General features: G+C 72.9%; 17 protein-coding genes and 1 tRNA gene. 15 read left to right on the top strand and 3 right to left on the bottom strand.

Annotated elements, in window-relative coordinates; genetic code table 11:
* The first annotated feature begins 134 nt into the window (after nt 1-134).
* The 14 genes from ABZ857_RS42925 (at nt 135) to ABZ857_RS42860 (ending at nt 17,899) form a co-directional block, all read left to right on the top strand.
* The gene (locus tag ABZ857_RS42925; protein ID WP_357056362.1) at nt 135-1,346 is read left to right on the top strand and encodes a hypothetical protein; all 1,212 of its coding nucleotides are present in this window, start codon (nt 135-137) and stop codon (nt 1,344-1,346) included.
* Between the two features lie 68 nt (nt 1,347-1,414).
* Nucleotides 1,415-1,491, top strand: a tRNA-Met gene (locus ABZ857_RS42920).
* Nucleotides 1,492-1,594: 103 nt separating this feature from the next.
* Nucleotides 1,595-3,148, top strand: coding sequence for a helix-turn-helix domain-containing protein (locus tag ABZ857_RS42915; RefSeq protein WP_357056359.1), 1,554 nt, complete (start codon nt 1,595-1,597; stop codon nt 3,146-3,148).
* 116 nt (nt 3,149-3,264) lie between these two features.
* Complete coding sequence (locus ABZ857_RS42910; RefSeq protein WP_357056356.1) at nt 3,265-4,518, top strand: FAD-dependent oxidoreductase; 1,254 nt, start codon at nt 3,265-3,267, stop codon at nt 4,516-4,518.
* A gap of 85 nt (nt 4,519-4,603) precedes the next feature.
* The gene (locus tag ABZ857_RS42905; protein ID WP_357056353.1) at nt 4,604-5,686 is read left to right on the top strand and encodes a DUF917 domain-containing protein; all 1,083 of its coding nucleotides are present in this window, start codon (nt 4,604-4,606) and stop codon (nt 5,684-5,686) included.
* A gap of 76 nt (nt 5,687-5,762) precedes the next feature.
* Nucleotides 5,763-7,310, top strand: a complete 1,548-nt coding sequence (locus tag ABZ857_RS42900; protein WP_357056350.1) for a hydantoinase/oxoprolinase family protein — start codon at nt 5,763-5,765, stop codon at nt 7,308-7,310.
* Nucleotides 7,311-7,327: 17 nt separating this feature from the next.
* On the top strand, nt 7,328-8,962 hold the full coding sequence (locus ABZ857_RS42895) for an ABC transporter substrate-binding protein (RefSeq protein WP_357056347.1): 1,635 nt from the start codon (nt 7,328-7,330) through the stop codon (nt 8,960-8,962).
* A 2-nt stretch (nt 8,963-8,964) separates the two neighbouring features.
* Entirely contained in the window at nt 8,965-9,981 is a 1,017-nt protein-coding gene (locus ABZ857_RS42890) for an ABC transporter permease (RefSeq protein ID WP_357056344.1), read from the top strand.
* Complete coding sequence (locus ABZ857_RS42885; protein WP_357056341.1) at nt 9,978-10,832, top strand: ABC transporter permease; 855 nt, start codon at nt 9,978-9,980, stop codon at nt 10,830-10,832. Before ABZ857_RS42890 ends, ABZ857_RS42885 begins: the two co-directional genes overlap by 4 nt.
* Nucleotides 10,829-11,647, top strand: coding sequence for an ABC transporter ATP-binding protein (locus ABZ857_RS42880; protein WP_357056338.1), 819 nt, complete (start codon nt 10,829-10,831; stop codon nt 11,645-11,647). The genes ABZ857_RS42885 and ABZ857_RS42880 overlap by 4 nt, the downstream gene beginning before the upstream one ends.
* On the top strand, nt 11,644-12,642 hold the full coding sequence (locus ABZ857_RS42875; protein WP_357056335.1) for an ABC transporter ATP-binding protein: 999 nt from the start codon (nt 11,644-11,646) through the stop codon (nt 12,640-12,642). Before ABZ857_RS42880 ends, ABZ857_RS42875 begins: the two co-directional genes overlap by 4 nt.
* Nucleotides 12,626-14,137 carry a helix-turn-helix domain-containing protein gene (locus ABZ857_RS42870; protein WP_357056332.1) on the top strand — a complete coding sequence of 504 codons (1,512 nt, stop codon included), beginning with the start codon at nt 12,626-12,628 and terminating at the stop codon, nt 14,135-14,137. Before ABZ857_RS42875 ends, ABZ857_RS42870 begins: the two co-directional genes overlap by 17 nt.
* Before the next feature lie 43 nt (nt 14,138-14,180).
* Nucleotides 14,181-16,193: a hydantoinase/oxoprolinase family protein gene (locus tag ABZ857_RS42865; protein WP_357056329.1), complete on the top strand. Its 2,013-nt coding sequence runs from the start codon at nt 14,181-14,183 to the stop codon at nt 16,191-16,193.
* Nucleotides 16,190-17,899, top strand: coding sequence for a hydantoinase B/oxoprolinase family protein (locus ABZ857_RS42860; protein WP_357056326.1), 1,710 nt, complete (start codon nt 16,190-16,192; stop codon nt 17,897-17,899). Before ABZ857_RS42865 ends, ABZ857_RS42860 begins: the two co-directional genes overlap by 4 nt.
* Nucleotides 17,900-17,908: 9 nt before the next feature.
* On the opposite strand, the gene ABZ857_RS42855 is transcribed toward ABZ857_RS42860, so the two are convergent.
* Both ABZ857_RS42855 and ABZ857_RS42850 read right to left on the bottom strand, forming a co-directional pair.
* A complete protein-coding gene (locus ABZ857_RS42855; protein ID WP_357056323.1) occupies nt 17,909-18,280 on the bottom strand; it encodes a DUF742 domain-containing protein in 372 nt (123 codons plus the stop codon).
* Entirely contained in the window at nt 18,277-20,289 is a 2,013-nt protein-coding gene (locus ABZ857_RS42850; RefSeq protein WP_357056320.1) for a nitrate- and nitrite sensing domain-containing protein, read from the bottom strand. The genes ABZ857_RS42855 and ABZ857_RS42850 overlap by 4 nt, the downstream gene beginning before the upstream one ends.
* A gap of 175 nt (nt 20,290-20,464) precedes the next feature.
* On the opposite strand from ABZ857_RS42850, the gene ABZ857_RS42845 reads away from it, so the two are divergent.
* Nucleotides 20,465-22,060: an ABC transporter substrate-binding protein gene (locus tag ABZ857_RS42845; protein WP_357056317.1), complete on the top strand. Its 1,596-nt coding sequence runs from the start codon at nt 20,465-20,467 to the stop codon at nt 22,058-22,060.
* Between the two features lie 5 nt (nt 22,061-22,065).
* Here ABZ857_RS42845 and ABZ857_RS42840 read toward each other — a convergent pair whose 3' ends face one another.
* Nucleotides 22,066-22,458: a hypothetical protein gene (locus ABZ857_RS42840; protein ID WP_357056314.1), complete on the bottom strand. Its 393-nt coding sequence runs from the start codon at nt 22,456-22,458 to the stop codon at nt 22,066-22,068.
* Between the last annotated feature and the right edge of the window lie 557 nt (nt 22,459-23,015).

Here is a 23,015-nt window from a genome sequence, read left to right as displayed (position 1 = left end):
ATCCTGTCCCCGCTACCAAGAGTCGAAGGCCCGGCCTCCGGAAACGGAGACCGGGCCTTCGACGTTCCGCCCGCGTGATACCGGTGCTCACGGATGCGTGGTGACAGTGCGGTCGCGATGCCAGAATGCCCGGCATGCGCCGGAAAGCGACGTGGGCGGCTCTGGCGGCCGTGGCACTGGCGGCACTGCCGGTCGGGTGCTCGTTCGCGACCCGCTCCGCGGCTCCCTCGCCGGCGTCGCGGGCGGCGACCTCTGCGGGGCCCCGCTGCCACCTCCGCGACTCGAACGCCACATTGCCCCCCACCGCGCCGCCGCTCACGTCCGGCAAGGGCGTGCGCGTGGTGCACTACAACACCTACCCGTACGGCGACGACTTCCGTGGTGTGGCCGCGCTGCCCGACGGGACGGTCTACGCCGTCGGGCAGCGCGAACTCCCCGCGCGGGGGAATCCCTGCGGGCCGCGCCGCCACCGGACGTACGCCCTGCGGTGGGACGGCCTGCGCTGGCGCGAGCTGCCCGAGCTCGACCAGGTGGTCGAACCGCAACAGATCGCCGCCTCCCGCGACGGTGTCCTGTGGGTGCTCGGTTTCTGCCCCGCCACTGTGAGGGGCAGCGACCCCGCCGGTTGCGCGGCCCGCTGGGACGGCGCGTCGTGGACGCCGTCGGTGCTGGAGAGCGCGTACGTCGCGGGGGCGGCCGTGCTCGGCCGTGACGACGCCTGGGCGGCCGGCTACGACAGGCTCCACCACTGGGACGGCGAGCGCTGGCGATCCCGGCGGTCGCCCTTCGGCGTACGCGCCCTTGAGGCGGGTGTGTCCGGCCAGATGTGGATCGCCGGAGACGAGGACGGGCGCGTCACGCTCGCCCGCTGGAACGGTCGACGCTGGAGCCCGGTCCCACGCCCGCGGATTCCCCGCCTGTACGGGGACCGACAGGGGGAGACGCTGGTGCTCGACCTGGCGGTGGGCGAGCAGGGAGAGGTGTGGGTGCTCGGCTCGATGTACTGGGTCTGCGGGGAAGAGGAGACGATGTGCACCCGGCCGGTGCTCATGAGGTGGGACGGCGCCCGGTGGCTGGTCAGGGTCATGCCCGAACGCTTCTCCATGGGCTCCGGCATCGTGTCCGACGGCATGGGCGGCCTGTGGGCGACCGTCTCCCGCGACCTGGGCCGCTTCACCGGCGGGAAGTGGCGGACGTACCCGATCGCCCGCGGCCCGCTTGGCGGCCGATCGGTGCGAGCGCTCGCCCGGCGCCCCGGTGCGGCGACCGTGTGGGCCGTCGGCGAGGACCACACCGAAGCCGAGGAGATGCCGTTCACCAACGGCATGATCTGGCGGTTCGGCTGAGGCCGGCCCGGCGGGCGGAAACGATTTGGCACTTGTCTCCGGCGCCCGGTAAGCTTCAAACACAACGACGCGGGGTGGAGCAGTTCGGTAGCTCGCTGGGCTCATAACCCAGAGGTCGCAGGTTCAAATCCTGTCCCCGCTACCAAGAGTCGAAGGCCCGGCCTCCGGAAACGGAGACCGGGCCTTCGGTCTTCCACGAGTCCGGTCCGGTACGGGCAACAGCCGTCGGCCTCGGACAGGAGTAGCGCATGATCACGTTGGATCGCCTGGTCAACGTGCTGGGCGCGTACGGCGTGCGGCTGTGCGGGCGGCCCGAGAGGCGCGCGGCGCGGCTGCGCAGCGTGGCGATACCGGACGCCACCGACGGCCGGGTCAACGGCGACGTGCTCATGGCCGTGGGGGCCGGGTCGGTGACCGAGGCGGTGCGGTGGGCGGTCGCGGCGCAGGCCACGGTGGTCCTGGTGCGGGCGGGAGCCGAGAACGCGCGCGAGGCGGCCGTGGCCGGCGAGAGCAACGACGTGTCCGTGATGCTGGTCGACCCCGCCGTCTCGTGGAGCCACCTCGTCGGCGTGGTCTACGGACTGGTGCTGGAAGGGCGGGAGACCGAGTCGGGGCGGGGGCCCACCGACCTGTTCGCGCTGGCGGACAGCCTGGCCGACGCCGTCGGAGGCGCCGTGACCATCGAGGACCCGCTCTCGCGGGTGCTCGCGTACTCCCGCTCCCAGCAGGCGGGCGACCCGGCCCGGCTGGAGACGATCCTGGTGCGGCAGGTTCCCGAGCGGCTGCGCGAGGTCTTCCGGGCGCGGGGCGTGTTCGCCCGCCTGGCGGCGACGGACGAGCCGATCTTCGTCGAGCCGGACCCGCGGCACGGCATGACCGGGCGGATGGCGGTGGCGGTGCGCGCCGGCCGCGAGCTGCTCGGGTCCGTGTGGGTGACGTGCGGCAGCCCCCTGACCGGGACGCGGCACACCGCGCTGGCGAACGGCGCGCGGACCGTGGCCTTGCACCTGCTCCGCTCCCGGGCGAGCGCCGACCTGGAACGGCAGGTGGAGTCCGACCTGGTCGTCCGGCTGCTGGAGGGCACCGCCGACGCCGCGACCGTGGTCAGCCGGCTGGGGCTGGCCGCGCGGGAGATGCGGGTCGTCGCGGTGCGCACGCACACCTCCGAGGAGCCGCACGCCATGCTCCTGCTGGCCTTCGAGCGGGCCACCACCGGATTCGGCTGGTCCAGGCCGGGGAGAAGCACGCTGCTCGGCGACACGCTCTACACGATCCTGCCGGACGCGGGGGCGGTGGCGGCACGGGAATGGGTGGCCTCGCTGGGGGCGGGGCTGCCGCCGCGGGTGCGCGTCGCGGCCGGGATCGGCGCGGCGGCCCAGGCGGCGGAGCTGCCGGCGAGCCGCCGGGAGGCGGAGGAGTGCCTGGCGCTGCACGAGAGGGACGCCTCCCACTCCGGGTCCCCTACCAGGTCCCCCGCCGGGCCGCCCGCGTACGACGAGTCCTGGGACGACATCCTGCTGCACCGGTTGCGCGCCGCGGCGCGGGCGGGCCGCGTCCCCGCGCGCGGGCCGGTGAGCGCGCTGCGGCGGCACGACGCCCTGCACGACACCCACTACGTGGCGACGTTGCGGGCGTGGCTGGAGGCCCAGGGCGATCTCGCGGTCGCCGCGGAACGGCTCGGCGTGCACGCCAACACGGTCCGCAACCGCCTGCGCAGGATGAGCGAGGTGACCGCGCTGCACCTGGACGACCCGCGCAAGCGCCTCGCCATGGTCATCACTCTGGCGGCCGAGGACGAGTAGGCGGTTGTCCGAAACCCACAACAGCGGGCGGGTGATTGTACGGCCGCTACAACGGTGCGCGGCCCCGTACGGGTGATGCTGGCCGGGCAAGCAGTCGCCTGGTGTGGAGGTAGGGCATGTCCGAGCGCGTTGACGACTGGCCGAGGTCGGTCATCGTGGTGGGCGCGGGGATCGTGGGCCTGTCCACCGCGTGGTTCCTGCAGGAACGCGGTGTGGAGGTCACCGTGGTCGACCGCCGGGGCGTGGCGGCCGGCGCGTCCTGGGGCAACGCGGGCTGGATCGCGCCGGGCCTGGCCATTCCGCTGAACGAGCCCTCCGTGTTGCGTTACGGCCTGCGCTCGCTGGTGAATCCCGCCGCGCCGCTGCACATCCCGGCGACCGTCGACCCGGGACTGTGGGCGTTCCTGACCCGCTTCGCCGCCAACTGCCGGTGGTCGTCGTGGACCCGGGCCGTGCGCGCCAACCTGCCGCTCAACGACGAGTGCATCGAGGCGTACGAGGTGCTCGCCGCCAACGGGGTGACCGCACCGATCGAGGACGCGCCGATCACCGCCGGGTTCCGCACGCCGCGCCAGGCCGCCGGCCTCCTCCACGAGCTGCGCAGGATGGCCGAGGCCGGGCAGCCGGTCGACCACACCGCGCTGGACGCACGGCGACTGTCCGAGGCCGTGCCGCTCGCCTCGGAGGCCCTGACCGCGGGCGTGCGGATCGACGGGCAGCGCTACATCGACCCCGGCCGCTTCGTCCACGCGCTGGGCGAGGCCGTCGTCGCCCGGGGCGCCACGGTCGAGAAGCACGAGGTCGCCGACGTTCGCACCGACGCCAGGAAGGCCGTCGTGGTGGCCCGGGACGGCGCCGTCCTGTCCGCCGACGCGGTGGTGCTGGCCACCGGCGCCTGGCTGTCCCGGCTGGCCTCCCGCTGGGGCGTACGCGTCCCCGTGCGGGCCGGCCGCGGCTACTCGTTCACTGTGCCGGTGGACCACCCCGTCCCCGGCCCGATCTACCTGCCGGACGTGCGGGTGGCGTGCACGCCCTACCAGGGCGGGCTGCGCGTCGCGGGCACGATGGAGTTCCGCGACCCCGACGCTCCGGCCGTCGAGGCCCGGCTGCGGGCGATCATCGACTCGGCTCGTCCTCTGCTGCGCGGCGTGCGCTGGGAGGAACGCACCGACGTCTGGGTCGGCCCCCGGCCGGTCACGCCGGACGGCCGACCCCTGATCGGCGCGACCGGCACCCCGGGGGTCTACGTGGCCGGCGGGCACGGCATGTGGGGCCTGGCCCACGGTCCGGCCACCGGACGGCTCCTCGCCGAGCAGATCACCACCGGCAAGCAGCCCGCCGCCCTGCGGGAGTTCGACCCGCTGCGCTGATCTCCGCCTTTCCGGCCTTGTCGCGGGGCGACAACTATCACCCGATATGTGTCGCACAGTGACATTGAGGCGGGACCGTCCGGTGGTGAAGGCTCCCCGCATGCAGGCCCGCATCACATTGGAGGACGTCGCCGCCCTGGCCCGCGGCTGCGCCGTGCTCGGCACCGGCGGCGGCGGCGACGTGCGCCCCGGCGCCATCGCCGCCCGGCGCGCGATACGCGAGCACGGCGACGTGCCGTTGGTCACCCTGGACGAGTTGCCCGGCGACGCCCTCGTGCTGCCGCTGTCCGGGATCGGCGCCCCGACCGTCAGCAACGAGATGGTCCACGGCGAGGACGAGCCGGTCAGGATCGCCGAGGAGATCGAACGGATCTTCGGCCGCCCGCCCGCCGCGGTCATGTCCTCGGAGATCGGCGGCGGCAACGGCGTGGCCCCGGTGGCCTGGGCGGCCAGACTCGGGCTGCCGCTGCTCGACGCCGACGCGATGGGCCGGGCCTTCCCCGAGGTCCAGATGGTCTCGATGTACGTCGCGGGGATCCCGGCCAACCTCGTGGTCATGTCCGACGTCGTCGGCAACGTCGTGACGATCCGGCCGGTCGACGGCCTGTGGTCGGAGCAGATCGCGCGCGCCGTCTGCGTGGCGGCGGGGTCGAGCGCCCTGATGGCCGACTACGTGCTGACCGCGCGGGAGTGCGCGGGCGCGGTGATCGAGGGCACGGTGACCCGGGCGATCGCGGTCGGCCGGGCGACCGAGGGCGCCGCCGACCCGCTGGCCGCCCTGACCGCCGAACTCGGCGCGGTACGGCTGATCACCGGCAAGCTGGCCGACCTGGAGCGCAGGACCACCGGCGGGTTCGCCCGGGGCACGGCGACGGTCGAGGGCACCGGCGACGACCGGGGCAGGACGCTGACCCTGGAGATCCAGAACGAGAACCTCGTCGCCGTCGAGGACGGCCGGGTCAGGGCCATGGTGCCCGACCTGATCACGGTGGTCGACAGCCAGACGGCGACGGCGATCCAGACCGAGGGGCTGCGGTACGGCCAGCGGGTGACCGTGCTCGCCTGGCCCTGCGACCCCCTGTGGCGTACGCCGAAGGGCCTGGAGACGGCGGGCCCGCGGGCGTTCGGCTACGACCTGGACTACCTGCCGGTGGAGAAGATCGCATGAGCGAGCGAAGCGAGCGAATCAGTAACCACAGTGTGTCGTGCTCATGCGACTCCGAGCCGCGAGGCGAGGAGGTGGCATGAGTATCACCCTGCGGGTCGGCATCGACGTGGGCGGCACCAACACCGACGCGGTGGTGCTGGACGACGACGACCGGGTCCTCGCCGCCGCCAAGCGGCCCACCAGCGCCGACGTGACCGAGGGTCTGCGCGCGGCGCTCGACGCGGTCCTCGCCGAGCTGCCCGAGCCTCACCTGGAAAAACGCGTGAAGCGGGTGATGCTCGGCACCACCCACGCGACCAACGCCATCCTGGAGCGGCGCGCGCTCGGCCGGGTCGCCGTGCTGCGCCTCGGCGCCCCGGCGACCACGTCCGTGCCGCCGCTGAGCGAGTGGCCGGACGACCTGCGCGACACGGTCGCGGCGGGAACGGCGATCGTGCGGGGCGGTCACTTCGTCGACGGGCGAGAGATCGCGCCTCTCGACGTGGACGCGGTCAGGAAGTTCGTGGCGACCACGCCCGCCGACGCGATCGCCGTCACCGGAGTTTTCAGCCCGGCGAGCGCCGACCAGGAGAACCGGATCGCCGAGATCATCCGCGCCGAGATCGGTGACGTGCCGGTGAGCCTCAGCCACGAGATCGGCTCGCTCGGCCTGCTGGAGCGCGAGAACGCGACCGTGCTCAACGCCGCCCTGTACGGCGTGGCCCGCGACGTCACCGCCGCGCTGCGCGAGGCCCTGGAGGCGAGGGGCCTGGAGGTCGAGACGTACTTCGCGCAGAACGACGGCACGCTGATGGCCGTCGACTACGCGGCCCGCTACCCGGTGCTGACCATCGGCTCGGGGCCGGCCAACTCGCTGCGCGGCGCGGCGTACCTGTCGGGGGTGACGGACGCGATCGTGGCCGACGTCGGCGGCACCTCGACCGACCTCGGCGTGCTCGTGGGCGGCTTCCCCCGGGAGTCGGCCGCGGCGGTCGAGATCGGCGGGGTCGCCACCAACTTCCGGATGCCCGACATCCTGTCCATCGCGCTCGGCGGCGGCACGATCGTCGGGGCGGAGCCGCGCTCGGTGGGCTACCGGATCGGCACGGAGGCGCTGGTCTTCGGCGGCACCACCCCCACCATGACCGACGCCGCGGTGGCGGCCGGGCGGGGGACGGTCGGCACCCGTCCCGTCCCCGAGGAGTGGCACGAGCGCCTGGCCGGGGCCGTACGGGCGGCCGACGAGGCCGTCGCGGACGCGGTGGACCGGGTCGCGCTCGGCAGGGCCGACCGGCCGCTCGTCGCGGTCGGCGGCGGCGCGTTCCTGCTGGCAGACCAGGTGCCCGGGGCCCGTGAGGTCATCCGCCCCGCGCACGCGGAGGTGGCCAACGCCGTGGGCGCGGCCATCGCCCTCGCCAGCGGCAGGATCGAAACGATCGTGCCCGCTTCTGGAGGCGGGAGCTCCAGGGCTAGATTGATCGACAACGCCAAGGAGGAGGCGGCCGCGCGGGCCGTCGCCGCCGGGGCCGACCCCGCGACCGTTCAGATCGTCGAGCTCAGCGAGATCCCTCTCAGCTACCTTTCTGAGCCCGCGGTGCGCCTGCACGTCAAGGCCGCCGGCCCCCTCGCCCGGCAGGCCGGATAGGAAAGGAACCCCCTCACATGCGCTGGCACAAGCGTCTTCTCGCCGCGGGAGCCGTGGCCGCCGTGACCGTCACCGCCGCGGCCTGCGCGGGCGGGCAGGTTCGCGGCGCCGCCGACTCCACCCCGCAGCCCGGCTCCTCGGCGGGCTCGGCCGGAGGCACGGCAGACAGCACGTTCGTGTACGTCCCCAACCTGGACGTCGTCACCGACTGGGACCCCGCGAGCTCGTATTCCAACGAGATCGTCGCGATGCAGAACATCTACGAGTCGCTGACCCGCTACAACCCGCAGACGAAGAAGGCCGAGCCGCGGCTGGCCTCCTCGTGGACCTCCTCGCCCGACGGCAAGAAGTGGACGTTCACCCTGCGCGAGGGCGCGAAGTTCCACACCGGCAAGCCGGTGGACGCCGCCGCGGCCAAGGCCGCGATCGAGCGCACGATGAAGGAGGGGCAGGGCGCCGCCTACATCTGGGGCGCGGTCGACAAGATCGAGGCCAAGGACGCCACCACGCTGGAGTTCACCCTCAAGTACGCCGCCCCGCTCGACCTGGTCGCCTCGGCCGGCTACGCGTCGTACGTCTACGACACCACGGCCGCCTCCGGTGACCTGAAGAAGTGGTTCGGCGAGGGCCACGACGCGGGCTCCGGGCCGTACACGATCGAGAACTGGCAGAAGGGCAAGGAGACCGAGCTCACGCTCAAGGCGTTCGACGGCTACTGGGGCGGCTGGGACGGCCAGCACTACAAGAAGATCGCCTACCGGGTCACGCCCGAGCTGACCACGGCCTGGCAGCTGCTGCAGCGCGGCGAGGTGTCGTTCGTGCAGCGGCTCAACTCGCAGCTGTTCGCCCAGGCGGGGAGCACGGACACGGTGCAGACCTCGCAGACGCCGTCGTTCCAGAACCTGCTCGTGCTGTTCAACACGGCCGACGGCCCGCTCAAGGACGTGAAGCTGCGCCAGGCCCTGCAGAAGGCGATCGACTACGACGGCCTCGTGGCGGCGCTGAAGGGCGCGGGCGTGGCCGCCGGCGGCCTGGTCCCCGAGGGCCTGCTCGGCAACATCCCCGGCATGACGCCCAAGCAGGACCTCGCGGGCGCCGAGGCGCTGCTCAAGGAGGCCGGGTACGGCCCCGGCGGCAGGCAGCTCGAACTCACGCTGACCTACGCGCAGGGCGACAGCGACCAGGAGCTGCTGGTCACGCTGCTCTCCTCGGCGCTCGACAAGCTCAACGTGAAGCTGTCGGCCAAGCCGCTGCAGTGGACCACGCAGTGGGACCAGGGCAAGGCGAAGGACCCGTCCAAGCGCCAGGACATCTTCGTCATGTACTGGTTCCCCGACTACGCCGACGCCTACTCGTGGTTCGTCAACGTCTTCCACGGTGAGAAGGACGTGCAGTTCAACCTCTCCTACCTGAAGGACGCGGCGATCGACAAGGAGATCGACGAGCTGCCCGCGCTCACCGCGACCGACAAGGCCGCCGCGGAGAAGGCGTACGCCGACCTCCAAAACAAGATCATAAACGAGCAGGCGGCGGTGGCCGTGCCGTACGTGCAGAACTACCAGCGGGCCTTCGCCAAGTCGGTCCAGGGGTACGTGGACAACCCGGCCTACCCCAACGTCGTGTTCGTCTACGACCTGAAGCCCGGCGCCTGATCATGCCGAGGTATCTGATCCGCCGGCTCGGCCAGGCCGTCCTGGTCGTGGCCGGCGTGATCGTCCTCACGTTCGCCGTCATGCGCCTGGTGCCCGGCGACCCGGCCGTGGCGTACGCCGGGCCGAAGGCGACGGCGGCCGAGCTCGCCGAGGCCCGGCGGCAGTTCGGCCTGGACGACCCGCTGCCGGTGCAGTTGTGGAACTACGTGCGCGACCTGCTGGGCGGCGACTGGGGGACCAGCCTGCACACCCGGCAGCCCGTGCGCGACGACCTCTTCCAGGCGTTCCCCGCATCCCTGGAACTCGTGGGCGCGGCGCTGATCATCGCCCTGGTCGCGGGCATCCCGCTGGGGATCGCCGCCGCCCGCTACAAGGGCCGCCTGCCCGACCTGTCGGTGCGGCTGTCGTCGATGCTGGCCGTGTCGGTGCCGGTGTTCTGGCTGGCGCTGGCCCTGCAGACGGTCTTCGCCAGCGGGCTCGGCTGGTTCCCCGTCGCCGGGGAGTACGACGCCTCGCTCGACCGGACCAGCCCCCTGCACCTCTACACCAACATCACGGCCGTGGACGCGCTGATCACCGGCAACTGGCCGATCCTCACGAGCACGCTGTCGCACCTGGTGCTGCCCGCCCTGGTGATCGCGGCGTACCCGGCCGGGGTCGTGGCCCAGATGACCAGGGCCGCCCTCATCGAGGAGTCGTCACGCGACCACGCCCGGCTTGAGCGCGCGCTCGGCTTCGGGGAGACCGCGGTGCTCACCCGGTTCGCCCTGCGGCCCGCGCTGAACCCGGTGCTGTCGCTGATCGCGCTCGTCTTCGCGTACTCGATCGTGAACGGCTTCCTCGTGGAGGCCGTGTTCAACTGGCCGGGCCTCGGACGGTACGCCGCCGACTCGATCCGCTCGCTCGACACCCCCGCCATCGCCGGGGTGACGCTGCTGGTCGCCGTGCTGTACGTCGTCGCCAACCTCGCCGTGGACCTCCTCCAGGGCGTGGTCGACCCGAGGGTGAGGGCCCGGTGACGGCCCCCGTCCTGCCGCTCCGCCGTACGCCGCTGCGGCGCCTGGCCGGGGTGGACCGCCTCGCGGTGGCGGGAGCCGTGCTGCTGGGGATCGTCGTGCTCGCGGCGCTGCTCGCGCCGTGGATCGCCCCCTACCCGGAGGACGGCGGCTCGGCCACCCATCCCCTGGAGGCGCTGCTGCCGCCGAGCGGCGCCCACTGGTTCGGCACCGACCAGGTCGGCCGCGACGTGCTCAGCCGGGTCCTGTTCGGCGCCCGCACCTCGCTGCTGATCGCCGTCGCGGTGCTGGCCGTCAGCGGCGTGGCCGGCGTCGTCCTGGGAGTGGTCGCCGGGTACGCCGGCGGCTGGGCCCGCGACGTGATCATGCGGGTGACCGACATCTTCCTCGCCTTCCCCGCGCTGCTGCTGTCGCTGGCGCTCGCCGTGGTGCTCCAGCCGAGCGTGACCACCGTGATCGTGGCGATCGCGGTCACCTGGTGGCCGTGGTACGCCCGGCTTACCGCGTCGGTCGCCGCGTCCGTGGCCACCCGGGGGTTCGTCGACTCCGCGCGCTGCCTGGGGGTGCCCGCCCCGCTCATCGTGCTGCGGCACGTGCTGCCGAACTCGCTCACGCCGGTGCTGGTCCAGCTGTCGCTGGACGGCGGCGGGGTCATCCTCACCGCCGCCGCGCTGTCGTACCTGGGCCTGGGGGCCCACGAGCCGACCTCGGAGTGGGGCCTGATGGTCCAGCAGGGCCAGTCGCTGTTCACCACCGACTGGTGGGTGGTGACCTTCCCCGGCCTCGCCATCCTGGTCACCGCGTTCGCGTTCAACGTGCTCGGCGAAGGACTGAGGGCGAGGCTGTCGCGATGAGTTTGATCAGCGTGAAGGACCTCGTCGTAAGGATCGGCGACCGGGTGATCGCGTCGGTCCCCGAACTCGACGTGGCCGCCGGGGAGTGCGTGGCGATCGTCGGCGAGAGCGGGTCGGGCAAGACGACCACCCTGCTCAGCACGCTCGGCCTCGTCCACGGCGCGGACGTCTCCGGCCGGATCACCGTCGGCGACGTGGACGTGCTCACGGCGAGCCCGGCCCGGCTGCGGGAGATCCGCGGCTCGCGGGCCGCCCTCGTCATGCAGAGCCCGCAGGCCGCGCTCAACCCGACCATGCGCCTGGGCACGCTCATGCGCCGCGCGCTCGCCCGGCACGGCGTCAAGGGCGCGGACGCGCGGGAGCGGGCCGAGGAGGGCGTCCGCGCGGTGCTGCTCGACCCGGAGATCCTGCGCCGCTACCCCCACCAGGTGTCCGGCGGCCAGGCCCAGCGGTTCGCCATCGCGCTGGCCCTGGCGCTCGGCGCGCAGGTCGTGCTGGCCGACGAGCCGACCAGCGCGCTCGACGTGACCGTGCAGGCCGAGGTGGTCGCGGTGCTGCGCCGGCTGCGTGACGAGCGCGGCCTCGCCGTGCTGCTGGTCTCCCACGACCTCGCGCTGGTCTCCACGATCGCCGACCGGGTCGTGGTGATGCGTGACGGCGCCGTGGTGGAGAGCGGGTCCGCCGCCGAGGTGTTCGCCCGGCCGCGCGACCCCTACACCCAGGAGCTGATCGCCGCAGTGCCTGCACTACCTGACGCGGTGCCCGCACTACCTGACGCTGGGCCCGCACTGCCAGAACTCGCGGAGGGGTCATGACTCTGCTCGCCGCCGAGGGAGTCACCCTCGCGTACGGCGCGACGACGGTGGTCCACGACGTGAGCCTCGCCGTGGATGAGGGCGGGGTGGGCCTGATCGGGGAGAGCGGCTCGGGCAAGACCACGCTCGCCCGCGCCCTGCTCGGCCTCATGCGCCCGCGCTCCGGCGTCGTCCGGTACGGCTCGCACGACCTGGCCGGGCTCGGCAGGGCGGGCCGGGCGGAGTTCCGCCGGGCCGTGCAGCCGGTCTTCCAGGACGGCAGCGAGGCGCTCGACCCCCGCATGACGGCCGGGGCGTCGATCACCGAGGCCCTGACCACCCACCACCGCATGTCCGGGGCCGAGCGGCGGGACCGGGTCGCCGCGCTCCTCGCCGACGTGGGGCTCGACCCCGCGCTCGCCGCCCGCAGGCCGCACGAGATGTCCGGGGGCCAGCGGCAGAGGGTGGCCATCGCCCGCGCCCTGGCCGTGGAGCCGCGGCTGCTGGTGCTCGACGAGCCCACGAGCGCGCTCGACGTGACCGTGCAGGCCAGGATCCTCGACCTGCTGGAGAGGCTGGCCGCGGAGCACGGGCTCGGCTACCTGCTCATCACGCACAACCTGGGCGTGGTGGGACGCCTGTGCCGTACGTCGTCGGTGCTGTTCGCCGGGCGGGTCGTCGAGTCGGGCCCGACCGCGGAACTGCTCACCCGGCCTGCCCACCCGTACACCCGGGCGCTGCGCGACGCGGTCCCGCGAATGGGCGGCGACCCGCCGCGCGCGGCCGGGCGGACCGAGGCGGCCCCGGCGGAGTCCGGGTGCCCGTTCCGGTTGCGCTGCCCCCTCGCGGCGGACCGCTGCCGGCAGGAGACGCCCGAGCCGCGTGAGGTCGAGGGGCGTAAGGTGGCATGTCATCGCGCGGAGGAGGTGCTGAACACCCCGGCCTCCTCGGCTCCGCGCGTCCCCCAAGGCGTCCCCCACGACGGAGGTGAGACCCCCGATGCGCCGCGTCAGTGACCTGCTCAGGACGCCCGCGGGCCGCAGGCTGACGCTCGTCGCCGGGCCCTGGGACGCCCGGGAGGTCGGCAGCGTCGTCCTCGTCGACGAGATGCGCGAACTGGGCTCGGCGGCCCCCGGCGCGCTGGCGATCCTGTCCCGCCACGCCATGCGGTCGTGCGACGTGCTGGACGCGCTGCGCCTGGCCGGGCGCGGCGGCCTCGCCGGGATCGTGCTGCCCGGCCCCTCGGGCACCACGCCGGAGATGGTGGAGCTGGCCAGGCGGGAGGGGGTCGCGCTGCTCGCCGGCGCCTCGGACCACTCGCTGTCGGACACCGTGCTCGGCCTCAGCGCGGCGGTGCGCGCCGATCCCGGGCTGCTGCTGCGCCGTACGCGCGAGGCCATCGACGGTCTCGGCGCGATGGAGGGCGCGGGCGAGGACGACATCCTGCGCGCGGCGTCCGCCTCCGTCGGGGTCGCGTACGTGGTCGCCGACCTCGCCGACCCGGCGGCCAACGCGACCGTGATCCGGGTCGGCGGCCGTCCGGACGGCTACGTGTGCTGGGAGGGCGAGGACCCGGCGGCGGCGATCGTCGCCCAGGTCGTCGCCACCACGCTCGGCCGGGTGCGGGCGGCCGCGCGGGAGGCGGAGGCGGCCCGCGAGCGCGCGCTGCTGGCCCTGCTCGGCGCCAAGGACACGCGGACCGCCGCCCGCCGCGCCCGGCACGAGGGCGTGCCTGTGGACGGCTGGCACGTCGCGGTCTTCCTGCGCGACCCCGGCGGCGACTCGACCCCCGGGACGGCCGATCCGGTGCTCCGCGACGCGCGCAGGACCGCCGCGGCGCTGCCCGGCGCACGGGGACTGGACAGGGGCTTCGGCGACAGGGGCTTCGGCGACACGGGAGCTGGCGACACGGGACCTGGCGGGACGGCCGACCTGTCCGCGCCGCCGCTGGTGACCCGGTGGCAGGACGGCGTGCTCGTGCTCCTCACCGCCGACGAGCGGACGACTCCCGGCGCCTGCCTGCCGTACCCGCCGCGGGCACAGTGGCCCTCGGTGGTGGGAGCCGGGGTCGGCACCTGCCAGTCGGGGCCGGACGGGCTGCGCCGTACGGCGTCGCAGGCGCGGGCCGCCGCCGCCCGCGCCGCCGCCGGAGAAATCGTGCGGTTCGACCGGCTCGGGGTCCACGCGCTTCTCGCGGAGTTGAGCGGCAGCGAGAGCGCGCTGGTGGCCGCCCGGGACATGCTCGCCCCGCTGGAGCGCCTCGGCGCGCTCAGCGGCCACGCGGTGCCGACGCTGAAGGCCTACCTGGACAGCTGGGGCTCCCGGACGAGGGCGGCCGAGCTGCTCAGCCTGCATCCCAACGCGGTGGCCCACCGGATCAGGCGCATCGCCGAGGCGCTCGACGCCGACCTGTCCGACCCGCAGACCCGCTTCGCGCTCCAGCTCGCCTGCCACGTGGTGCTCGACCACGACTGTCTCCCGGGGACAACAACGCCGATCTCGTCGTCGTGAGGGCACATCGACGCGGCGCGCCTCCCGATCTACGTTGCGAGGCATGACAACGGTCATCGGAGTGGACGTCGGCGGCACCTTCACCGACCTCGTCCTGCACGACGCCGCGACCGGCGAGATCAGGGTCGCAAAACAGCCCACCACGCCGTCCGCGCCGGAACGCGGGGTCCTCGCCGCGGTCGACGCGGCCGTGCCACCGGACCTGCTCGCCCGCTGCCGCCACTTCGTGCACGGCACCACCGTGGGCCTCAACGCCCTGCTAGAGAGACGGGGCGCGACCGTCGGCCTGATCACCACGGCCGGCTTCCGCGACGTGCTGGAGATCCGCAGGGGCGACCGCGACGACCCCTACGACCTGTTCTGGACCCCGCCGCCGCCGCTCGTGCCCCGGCGGCTGCGCCTGGAGGTGACCGAACGGGTGGCCGCCGACGGCTCGGTCGCATGCGACCTGGAGCCGGAGGACGTGCGGCGGGCCGCCGAGGTGTTCGCCGCCGAGGGCGTGGACGCCGTCGCGATCGTGCTGGTCAACTCCTACGCCAACCCCGCGCACGAAACGCGGGCGGCCGAGCTGCTCAGGCAGGCCGGTTTCGCCGGGCCGGTCTCGCTGTCGCACGAGGTCTCGGGGGAGTACCGGGAGTACGAGCGCACCTGCACCACGGTCGTGGACGCCTTCGTCCGCCACCGCATGGGCCCCTACCTGCACAACCTCGATCGCGAGCTGCGGGCGAGGGGTTTCGCGGGCGAGCTGCTCGTGACCCGGTCCGGCGGCGGCGCGCTGACGCTGGCCGAGGCCGCGGCCAGGCCGTTCGAGACGATCCTGTCCGGCCCGGTGGCCGGGGCCGCCGCCACCGCCCGCCTTGCCGCCTCGCTCGGCCCCTCCCTCGGTCTCGGCACGGCCGTGGTCGCCGATGTGGGCGGCACCAGCTTCGACACCGCGCTCATCGAGGACGGACGGCTCCCGCTGCTCTACCAGGGCGAGGTCGTCGGCCTGCCGCTGCAGAGTCCCTGGGTGGACGTGCGGTCGGTGGGCGCGGGCGGCGGCTCCGTGGCGTACGCCGACGCGGGCGGACTCCTGCGCGTCGGCCCGCGCAGCGCGGGCGCCGACCCGGGGCCCGCCTGCTACCAGCGCGGCGGGACCGAGCCCACGGTGACCGACGCCGCCCTGCACCTCGGCATGATCCCCCGCGGGCACATCTCCGGCGGCATCGAGCTGTCCGAGGACGCGGCGGCCCGCGTGCTGGCGCCGCTGGCGGGCCCGACCGGCATCGACGGCGTGGACGCGGTCGCGGTGGGCGTCGTCAGGATCGCCGCCGCGCACATGGCCCAGGCCGTGCGCGGCGTGACGGTGGAGCGGGGCGTGGACCCGCGCGGCGTGGCCGTCGTCGCCTTCGGCGGCGCCGGGCCGGTGTTCGGCTGCCTGCTCGCCGACGAGCTCGACGTGGACACCGTGGTCGTGCCGCCCAACGCGGGCAACTTCTCCGCCGTCGGCCTGGTGCAGGCCGACATCGTGCGGTCGGCCGCCCGCACGATGGTGCGTCCCCTGGACGACGCGGCGCTGCCGGCGGTCGAGCGGGTGGCGGAGGGACTGTTCGAACGGCTCGCGCAGGCGGGAGCCGTCCGCGAGGTGGACCTCGACCTGCGCCACCGGGGGCAGGAGCACACGCTGACGATCCCGGTGCGGTTCGGGGAGGACGACGTGGCGGCCGTGTCCGCCCGGTTCTCCGAGGCCTACCACCGGGCCTTCGGCCACACCCTGCCCGACCCGCTGGAGATCGTCACCGTACGGGCGACCGCCAGGGTGGTCCTCGACGCGGACCGCCCGATGGTGCCGGCCCCGCCGTCCGGCGAGGGCGGGAGCGGGACGACGCGGCTGTGGTCGTTCCGCCGGGCCGCCTGGACCGAGGCCCCGGTCGTACGGCGGGAGGACCTGGACGGCGTGGCCGAGGGCCCGCTGCTGGTGGTGGAGCCGACCGCGACCACCTACGTGGACGCCGGCTTCGCGGCGGAGGCGCACGAGAGCGGCTGTCTCCTGATCACACGGAAGGACCGGGCATGACCATCGTCCGCACCCGATACGCCGAGGTGCACCCGGGGCTGGGCGACGGCGCCGACCCGGTCACCACCGAGATCATCCGGCAGGGCCTCAACGCGGCCGCCGACCAGATGAAGCAGTCGCTGATCCGCACCGCGTTCTCGCCGATCATCTACGAGGCGCTGGACTTCGCCGTCGCCTTCTACGACGCCGACATGTGCATGCTGGCGCAGGCCCCGACGCTGCCGGCGTTCATGGGCACGCTCGGCTTCTGCGTGAAGGAGGCCGTCGAGGGCGTCGGCGGTCCCGCCGCGCTCAGCCCCGGTGACGTGATCCTCTACAACGACCCGTACGGCACCGGCTCCCATCCCCAGGACGCGGCGATGGTGGTGCCGATCTTCCACGAGGACGTGCTCGTCGGCTACTCGGCGATCAAGGCCCACTGGCTCGACATCGGCGGCAAGGACCCGTACTGCACGGACACGGTCGACGTCCACCAGGAGGGCACGATCTTCCCCGGCGTCAAGCTGTACGACGCCGGGCGGCTGGTCAGCGACGTCTACCGGATGATCCTGGCCAACAGCCGGATGCCGGAGATGGTCATCGGGGACATCAACGCGATGGTGGCCGGGGCGCGGACCGGGGCCGAGGCCCTCGGCGCGCTGGTCCGGCGGCACGGCCTCGACACCTTCCGCCGCTGCGTCGCCCGCATGTACGCCCACGGCGAGGCGCTGGTGCGCGGCTGGTTCGAGCGCCTGCCCGACGGGGTCTACGAGGCGTCCAGCGTCATCGACTCCGACGGGGTGAACGGCACGCCGATCCCGTTCGGCGTCCGGGTCGGCGTGGACGGCTCGTCGGTGACCGTCGACCTGACCGACTGCCCCGACCAGGTCGGCGGGCCGGTCAACTGCCCGCTGCCGTCCACCGTGGCGGCCGTCCGGATCGCGGTGTCCTTCCTCGCGGGGGCCGGCGAGCAGCCCAACGAGGGCCACTTCCGCCCGCTGGAACTGGTCACCCGGCTCGGCTCACTGTTCCATCCCGTACGGCCCGCGCCCTGCTTCATGTACGGCATCCCTTCCGACCACGCCATCGAGCTGATCATCAAGGCGCTGGCCGAGGCCGTGCCGGAATCGGTGCCTGCCGCCAGCGGCGGGGACATCAACGCCCTGGTCTGGTGGGGCAACCGCGAGGCGACCGGCGAGCCGTGGGCGGACGGCGCGCCCCATCCGGTCGGCCAGGGTGCCTCACCGTCGGCCGACGGCGCGAGCGCGCTCATGTACATCTCGGAGTCGGCCACCCGCTTCACCCCCGCCGAGGTGTGGGAGGCGCGCAACCCCTGGCGGATCGAGCGGCTCGCTCTGGCGGAGGACTCCGGCGGACCCGGCCGCCACCGCGGCGGCCTGGGGCTCGACCTGTCGTTCCGCATCCTGGAGGACCAGTACCTCACCGCGGGCCTGGCCAGGACCGCGCTGGCGCCCTGGGGCCTGGAGGGCGGGCTGCCCGGCCGGCCCAACCGGCTCACTGTGGAGTATCCCGACGGGCGCGCCGAGGACTTCTCGCTGAAGACGCGGATCTTCCTGCCCAAGGGCGCGGTCGTGCACCTGCGCACCGGCTCGGGAGGCGGGTACGGCCCGCCCGGGGAGCGCGACGCCGAGGCCGTGCGCGCCGACCTGCGGGAGGGATACATCACCCCCGAGCACGCCGCACGGCACTACCCGCACGCGCTCTGACCGAGAAGGTCACAGCGCGCGCAGGCCGCTGATCACCTCGGTCAGGATGCCGGGGGTGGGGAAGCGCGCGACGTTGGCGGGTGGGCGCACCTGCACGAGACCCTGCTCGTGGAGGTCGCCCACCAGCACCCGTACGACGCCGAGCGGCAGGTCGATCGCCGCGGCGATGTCCGCCAGCGACGCCGGGCGGGCGCACAGGCTGAGGATCATCCACTGCTCGGGACCGAGGCTCACCGGCGTGGGACCACCGGTCGCGGTGACGATGGCGACGAGGTCGATCTCCTGGCTGGAGGGCCGCACGCGTCCGCGGGTCAGGGCGTAGGCCGGGACGATCGGCCCGGCCTCCTCGTCCAGCCACTGGTCCTGCATGCGATCCGTCACTTTCGGTCCTCCTCGCCGGTGTTCTCGTTCTCCTCCGACCCCCGTTTCAGCGAGGCGAGGATGATGTCCTCCGGGGTGACCTCTCCTGCGGCGAGACGGGCGAGATCGGGATCCTTGGGGCCAACCATGAGCACGGATGGGATCAGCACGATGGCGGTCGTTCCTCCGTAGGGCGAGGGCCGCAGGGTCACGCGGATGTCCCGCCGCGCGGCCAGGCGCGCGACGACGAACAGCCCCATGCGGTCGGTGTCCGCGATGTCGAACTCCGGCGGGTTGGCCAGACGTTCGTTCAGCTCGGCGAGCCGCTCCTTGGTCATGCCGAGCCCGCGGTCCTCGATCTCGACCGCGAAGCCCGTGCCAACGAGTTCGCCGCGCACCGACACGGAGGTGTGCGGCGGCGAGAAGATCGTGGCGTTCTCGATCAGTTCGGCGATGAGGTGGATGACGTCGGCCACCGCGGCGCCGTCGAGCCCGTGGTCCTCCATCGGCAGCACGTTCACCCGGGCGTAGTCCTCCACCTCGGCCGCGGCCCCGCGTACGACGTCGTACATCGGGACGGGCTTGCGCCAGGCGCGGCCGGGTGCGTTGCCGGACAGGATGATCAGGCCCTCGGCGTGGCGGCGCATGCGGGTCGTCAGGTGGTCGAGCCGGAACAGCTCCTCCAGCATGTCCGGGTCGGTCGTGTGGCGCTGCATGCCGTGCAGCTGGGTCCGCTGCCGGTGCAGCAGCGTCTGGCTGCGCCGCGCCAGGTTGAGGAAGACCTGGCTGACACCTCGCTGCAGGCGGGCCTGCCCGATGGCCGCCTCAACCGCGGTCTCCTGGACGGTCGAGAAGGCCCGTCCCACGTCCTGGATCTCGGCGGTCCCGCCCGCGGTCTGGAGCGGGGGCGCCTCGGTGGCCACGTCGACGTCGTCGCCCCGCTTGAGCTTGGCCAGCACGCCCGGCAGCCGCTTGTTCGCGAGGTCGAGCGCGGCCTGCCGCAGGTCGGCCAGCTCGCGGGCGAGGCGTCCGCCGACCCGCAGCGAGATCAGGATCGAGGCGACGACCGCGAGGAGACCGAAACCTCCGGCCAGCACGGCCCGCCGCAGGATCGAGTCGGCGATCGGCGCGGCGCGCTCGGCGAGCAGGGCCGCCGCCTCGGTCTGCGCCTTCTGGAACGACTCGGCCAGGTCGTCCGAGGTCGACTGCCACACCCGCTGCGTACGCGGCGAGAGCTTGGGCGCCTGGATGATCTGCTCTTCCTGCAGCCGCAGCCGCTGGTAGAGCGGAGTGGTGATCAGGTTGACGTGGAGCTGCCGCAGACCGGCGTCCAGCTCGGGCAGCGCCTGGTCGATGAGGAACCGGCGGTTGCCCACGAGCTGGGTGAACAGCTTGCGTTCCTCGTCGGTGAAGCCTCCGGACGCGCCGGCCGCCGCCTCCAGCGCCTGCTCCCGGGTCAGCAGCTCCTTGGCGTATCCGAGCGAGATCACCACGCGCGACTGCTGGTAGATCGGGATGTCGTCGATCAGGGCCAGGCTGTAGTGCATCCGGTAGATCGAGTCGCTGACCAGGTTGTAGGTCTCGATCGCGTACAACCGCTCCGAGAGCCCCTCGTCGATCTCCGCCCGGATCTCGTCGACCCGGCTGAGCCCCGCCAGCATCTCGTCGACCTGCGTGCGCATGGCGGGAGTGGTGGCCGAGCGTGAGGCGTCGGACAGGGCCAGCGTGCGGACCTTCTCCCTGGTCTTGTCGGTCCGTTGGCGCTGCAGGACCATGGCGTCGCGGTCGGCTGTCCGATGCGAACCGAGGTATCGGGCCGTGGTCAGACGCTCGGCCTGCAGGTCGACGATCAGCGAGTCGGCGGGCCGTCGCAGCGTGGACCACAGCGTGTTGTACGTACGCAGGCTCAGGCTCTCGCCGATGGTGACGCCGGCGGTGACCGCCCACAGGGCGACCAGCGAGAAGAGCGGTACGAGCAGCAGGCCGATGAGCCGGGACCTGATCGGCCGGTCACGCCTGCGCGGACTCATGGCACCTCGCCCAGTGAGGGACAAGCCTCACATAAAACCTCTTTGCGACAGGGATAGAGACTAGCAGCGGGGTGGGCCGAATGAAGGCCCTGTGATCGGTTAGCGGGAAATATCGTGTCCAATCGTGATCTTGCAGTAGCGTCGATCATGGTAGACACGGAAAGGACCCGCACGCATGCGCCGTTTCCTCGTGCTGGGAGTGATGGCCGTGCTGGCCCTGGCGGGCTGCGGCGGTGGTGAGGTCCGGGAGATCTCGGCCGCGAACCTGCCGTCGGCGAAGGACTCCACCTTCGTCTACCTGCACCATCTCGACATCGTCACCGACTGGGACCCCGCGAGCTCCTACTCCAACGAGGTCGTCGCGATGGAGAACATCTACGACTCGCTGACGATGTACAACCCCAGGACGCGGCGGGCCGCGCCGCGCCTCGCAGAGCGCTGGCAGGCCTCGTCGGACGGCAAGGTCTGGACGTTCACCCTGCGGTCCGGCGTCGTCTTCCACACCGGACGGCCACTGGACGCCGCCGCGGTCAAGGCGTCCGTCGAGCGCACCAAGCGGATGGGCGCCGGCGCGGCCTACATCTGGGACCCCGTCCAGCAGATCACGGTCAAGGACCCGCTGACCGTGGAGTTCCGCCTCAAGTACGCCGCCCCGCTCGACCTGATCGCCTCCGCCGACTACGCGGCGTACATCTACGACACGCAGGCGGCCGGGTCAGGCGACCTCAAGAAGTGGTTCCAGGCCGGCCGGGACGCCGGCTCCGGGCCGTACACCGTGGCGAGCTGGAAGAAGGGGCGCGAGAAGGAGCTGGTGCTGCGCGCCTTCGACCGCTACTGGGGAGGCTGGGAGGGCCCGCACTACCGGAACATCGAGTTCCGCGTCGTCCCCAACCCCGACCGGGCCTACCGGCTGCTGCTGCGCGGCGAGGCGAGCTATGTGCAGCGGCTGAATCCCGAGCTGTTCCGCCGGGCCCGTGCGACCGCGGGCGTCCGCACCCTGCAGGTGCCCTCGTTCCAGAACCTGCTCGTGCTGTTCAACACCGCATCCGGTCCCCTGGCCGACGTGCGGTTGCGCAAGGCGGTGCAGAAGGCCGTCGACTACGACGGCCTGATCACCGGACTCAAGGGGGCGGCGGCGCCCGCCTCCGGACTCGTGCCCGAGAATCTGCTCGGGCACACGCCCGGCCTCACACAGAAGCAGGACCTGACCGGAGCCACCGCGCTGCTCAAGGAGGCGGGGTACGGCCCGGGCGGCAACCCGCTGCGCCTCACGCTGACCTACGCACAGGGAGACGACGACGAGGAACTGCTGGTGCGCAGGCTCAAGAGCGCGCTCGCCGAGCTCAACGTCCAGCTCGACACCAAGGCGATGCAGTGGAACGACCAGTGGGACCAGGGCAAGGCCGCGGACCCGGCCAAGCGTCAGGACATCTTCGTCATGTACTGGTACCCCGACTACGCCGACGCCTACTCGTGGTTCCTCAACGTCTTCCACAGCGCCGAGCCGGTGTCCTTCAACCTCACCTACCTGAAGAGCCGGGACGTCGACGCCAAGATCGACCGTTTGCCGTCACTGGTGACGAACGACCGTTCCGCCGCCGAGAGGGCGTACGCCGACCTCCAGCGGAGCCTCATCGAGGAGGAGGCCGTGGTGGCGGTGCCATGGGTGTTGAACTACCAGCGGGCCTACCTCGGCAACGTCCAGGGGTTGACCGACAACCCGGCCTACCCCAACGTCGTCTTCGTGCACGAGCTCACCCCCGGCGGCTGAGCCGCTCAGCCCCGCAGGCTGCGGCTGACTCCGCCGCAGCGGGGGCCGCGGGCGGTGCGGGACCGCCGGGGCGCGGGCTCGTCCAGATGGGCGAGCATGGCCTGCGCGGCCACGGCGTCCGACAGGATCCGCTGCGCCTGCTCACCGTCGGGAAGCTGCCCGTGCTCGGCCAGCTCGTGCTGGAGGAAGGTGAGCGGCGCCGGCTGTCCGGCGGCGTCCGCGGCCACGGTGGCGCGAGCGGCGGTCAGCAGGGCGAGATAGTGCGAGCGCAGGATCGCCTCGCGCGTTCGCAACTGCTCCAGGTCGTCCAGCAGGGAGTGCGCGAGCTCGAGCAACTCGCCCGGGCGCGGCGGCTCGGCGGTGATGTGGGCACGGATGTCGTCGAACTCCGACCGCATGATGATGGCCACCTCCAGCGACGGAAGTCCGGGCGGCCGGGTTGGCGCCGTACGGGGACTTCCGCATCGTCTTCGTAGCGCGGGGCGATTGCGAGCGGCTTGACGTTCGGTTGCGTGGGAAGGCGGCGGCCACGTGGAGCCGTCGCGGAGCGCGGGGACGACGGCCACCCACGGCGTTCGTCCCTCACCTCATGCCTCCCCGATCGTCCGTGCCATGCCGGCTGATCGCCGCGGCGCTAAGTAGATGCCTGAGAGCCGGATCTGGTTGTCCCCGCTCGCTCGCACGTTTTGCCACATGCGGGATGAGAGGGACACACCCGGTCACGACCTGCGGGAATAGCCCGCGCCATGGGGGCGTTGTTCTCCAACCGGGTCATGGTGGTGCCGGACCCTGGTAATCTTGTGGTGTCGGCGCGGTTCGGCGCACTCCTCTTCGATCACTTCGGTGGTTGTCTTGTGTGTGCGGGCTGGTTGTCGGCGGCTCCTTGTGCTTTTCGATCTTCTGGGTCGGTGGTTTTGCGCCGGGCTGGGGGTTCGGGTAAGTTAGAGGGGTTGCC

Source organism: Microbispora sp. NPDC046933 (genome assembly GCF_040644635.1).
Classification (GTDB): Bacteria; Actinomycetota; Actinomycetes; order Streptosporangiales; family Streptosporangiaceae; genus Microbispora.
Note: the sequence above shows the minus strand (reverse complement) of the source record. Positions and strands in the feature narration are given on the sequence as shown.

Excerpts from the sequence above, each read along its gene's own strand:
- ABZ857_RS42925 (WP_357056362.1), top strand. The coding sequence starts at position 135 with ATGCGCCGGAAAGCGACGTGGGCGGCTCTGGCGGCCGTGGCACTGGCG.
- ABZ857_RS42915 (WP_357056359.1), top strand. The coding sequence starts at position 1,595 with ATGATCACGTTGGATCGCCTGGTCAACGTGCTGGGCGCGTACGGCGTG.
- ABZ857_RS42910 (WP_357056356.1), top strand. The coding sequence starts at position 3,265 with ATGTCCGAGCGCGTTGACGACTGGCCGAGGTCGGTCATCGTGGTGGGC.
- ABZ857_RS42900 (WP_357056350.1), top strand. The coding sequence starts at position 5,763 with ATGAGTATCACCCTGCGGGTCGGCATCGACGTGGGCGGCACCAACACC.
- ABZ857_RS42895 (WP_357056347.1), top strand. The coding sequence starts at position 7,328 with ATGCGCTGGCACAAGCGTCTTCTCGCCGCGGGAGCCGTGGCCGCCGTG.
- ABZ857_RS42890 (WP_357056344.1), top strand. The coding sequence starts at position 8,965 with ATGCCGAGGTATCTGATCCGCCGGCTCGGCCAGGCCGTCCTGGTCGTG.
- ABZ857_RS42880 (WP_357056338.1), top strand. The coding sequence starts at position 10,829 with ATGAGTTTGATCAGCGTGAAGGACCTCGTCGTAAGGATCGGCGACCGG.
- ABZ857_RS42875 (WP_357056335.1), top strand. The coding sequence starts at position 11,644 with ATGACTCTGCTCGCCGCCGAGGGAGTCACCCTCGCGTACGGCGCGACG.
- ABZ857_RS42870 (WP_357056332.1), top strand. The coding sequence starts at position 12,626 with ATGCGCCGCGTCAGTGACCTGCTCAGGACGCCCGCGGGCCGCAGGCTG.
- ABZ857_RS42865 (WP_357056329.1), top strand. The coding sequence starts at position 14,181 with ATGACAACGGTCATCGGAGTGGACGTCGGCGGCACCTTCACCGACCTC.
- ABZ857_RS42860 (WP_357056326.1), top strand. The coding sequence starts at position 16,190 with ATGACCATCGTCCGCACCCGATACGCCGAGGTGCACCCGGGGCTGGGC.
- ABZ857_RS42850 (WP_357056320.1), bottom strand. The coding sequence starts at position 20,289 with ATGAGTCCGCGCAGGCGTGACCGGCCGATCAGGTCCCGGCTCATCGGC.
- ABZ857_RS42845 (WP_357056317.1), top strand. The coding sequence starts at position 20,465 with ATGCGCCGTTTCCTCGTGCTGGGAGTGATGGCCGTGCTGGCCCTGGCG.
- ABZ857_RS42840 (WP_357056314.1), bottom strand. The coding sequence starts at position 22,458 with ATGCGGTCGGAGTTCGACGACATCCGTGCCCACATCACCGCCGAGCCG.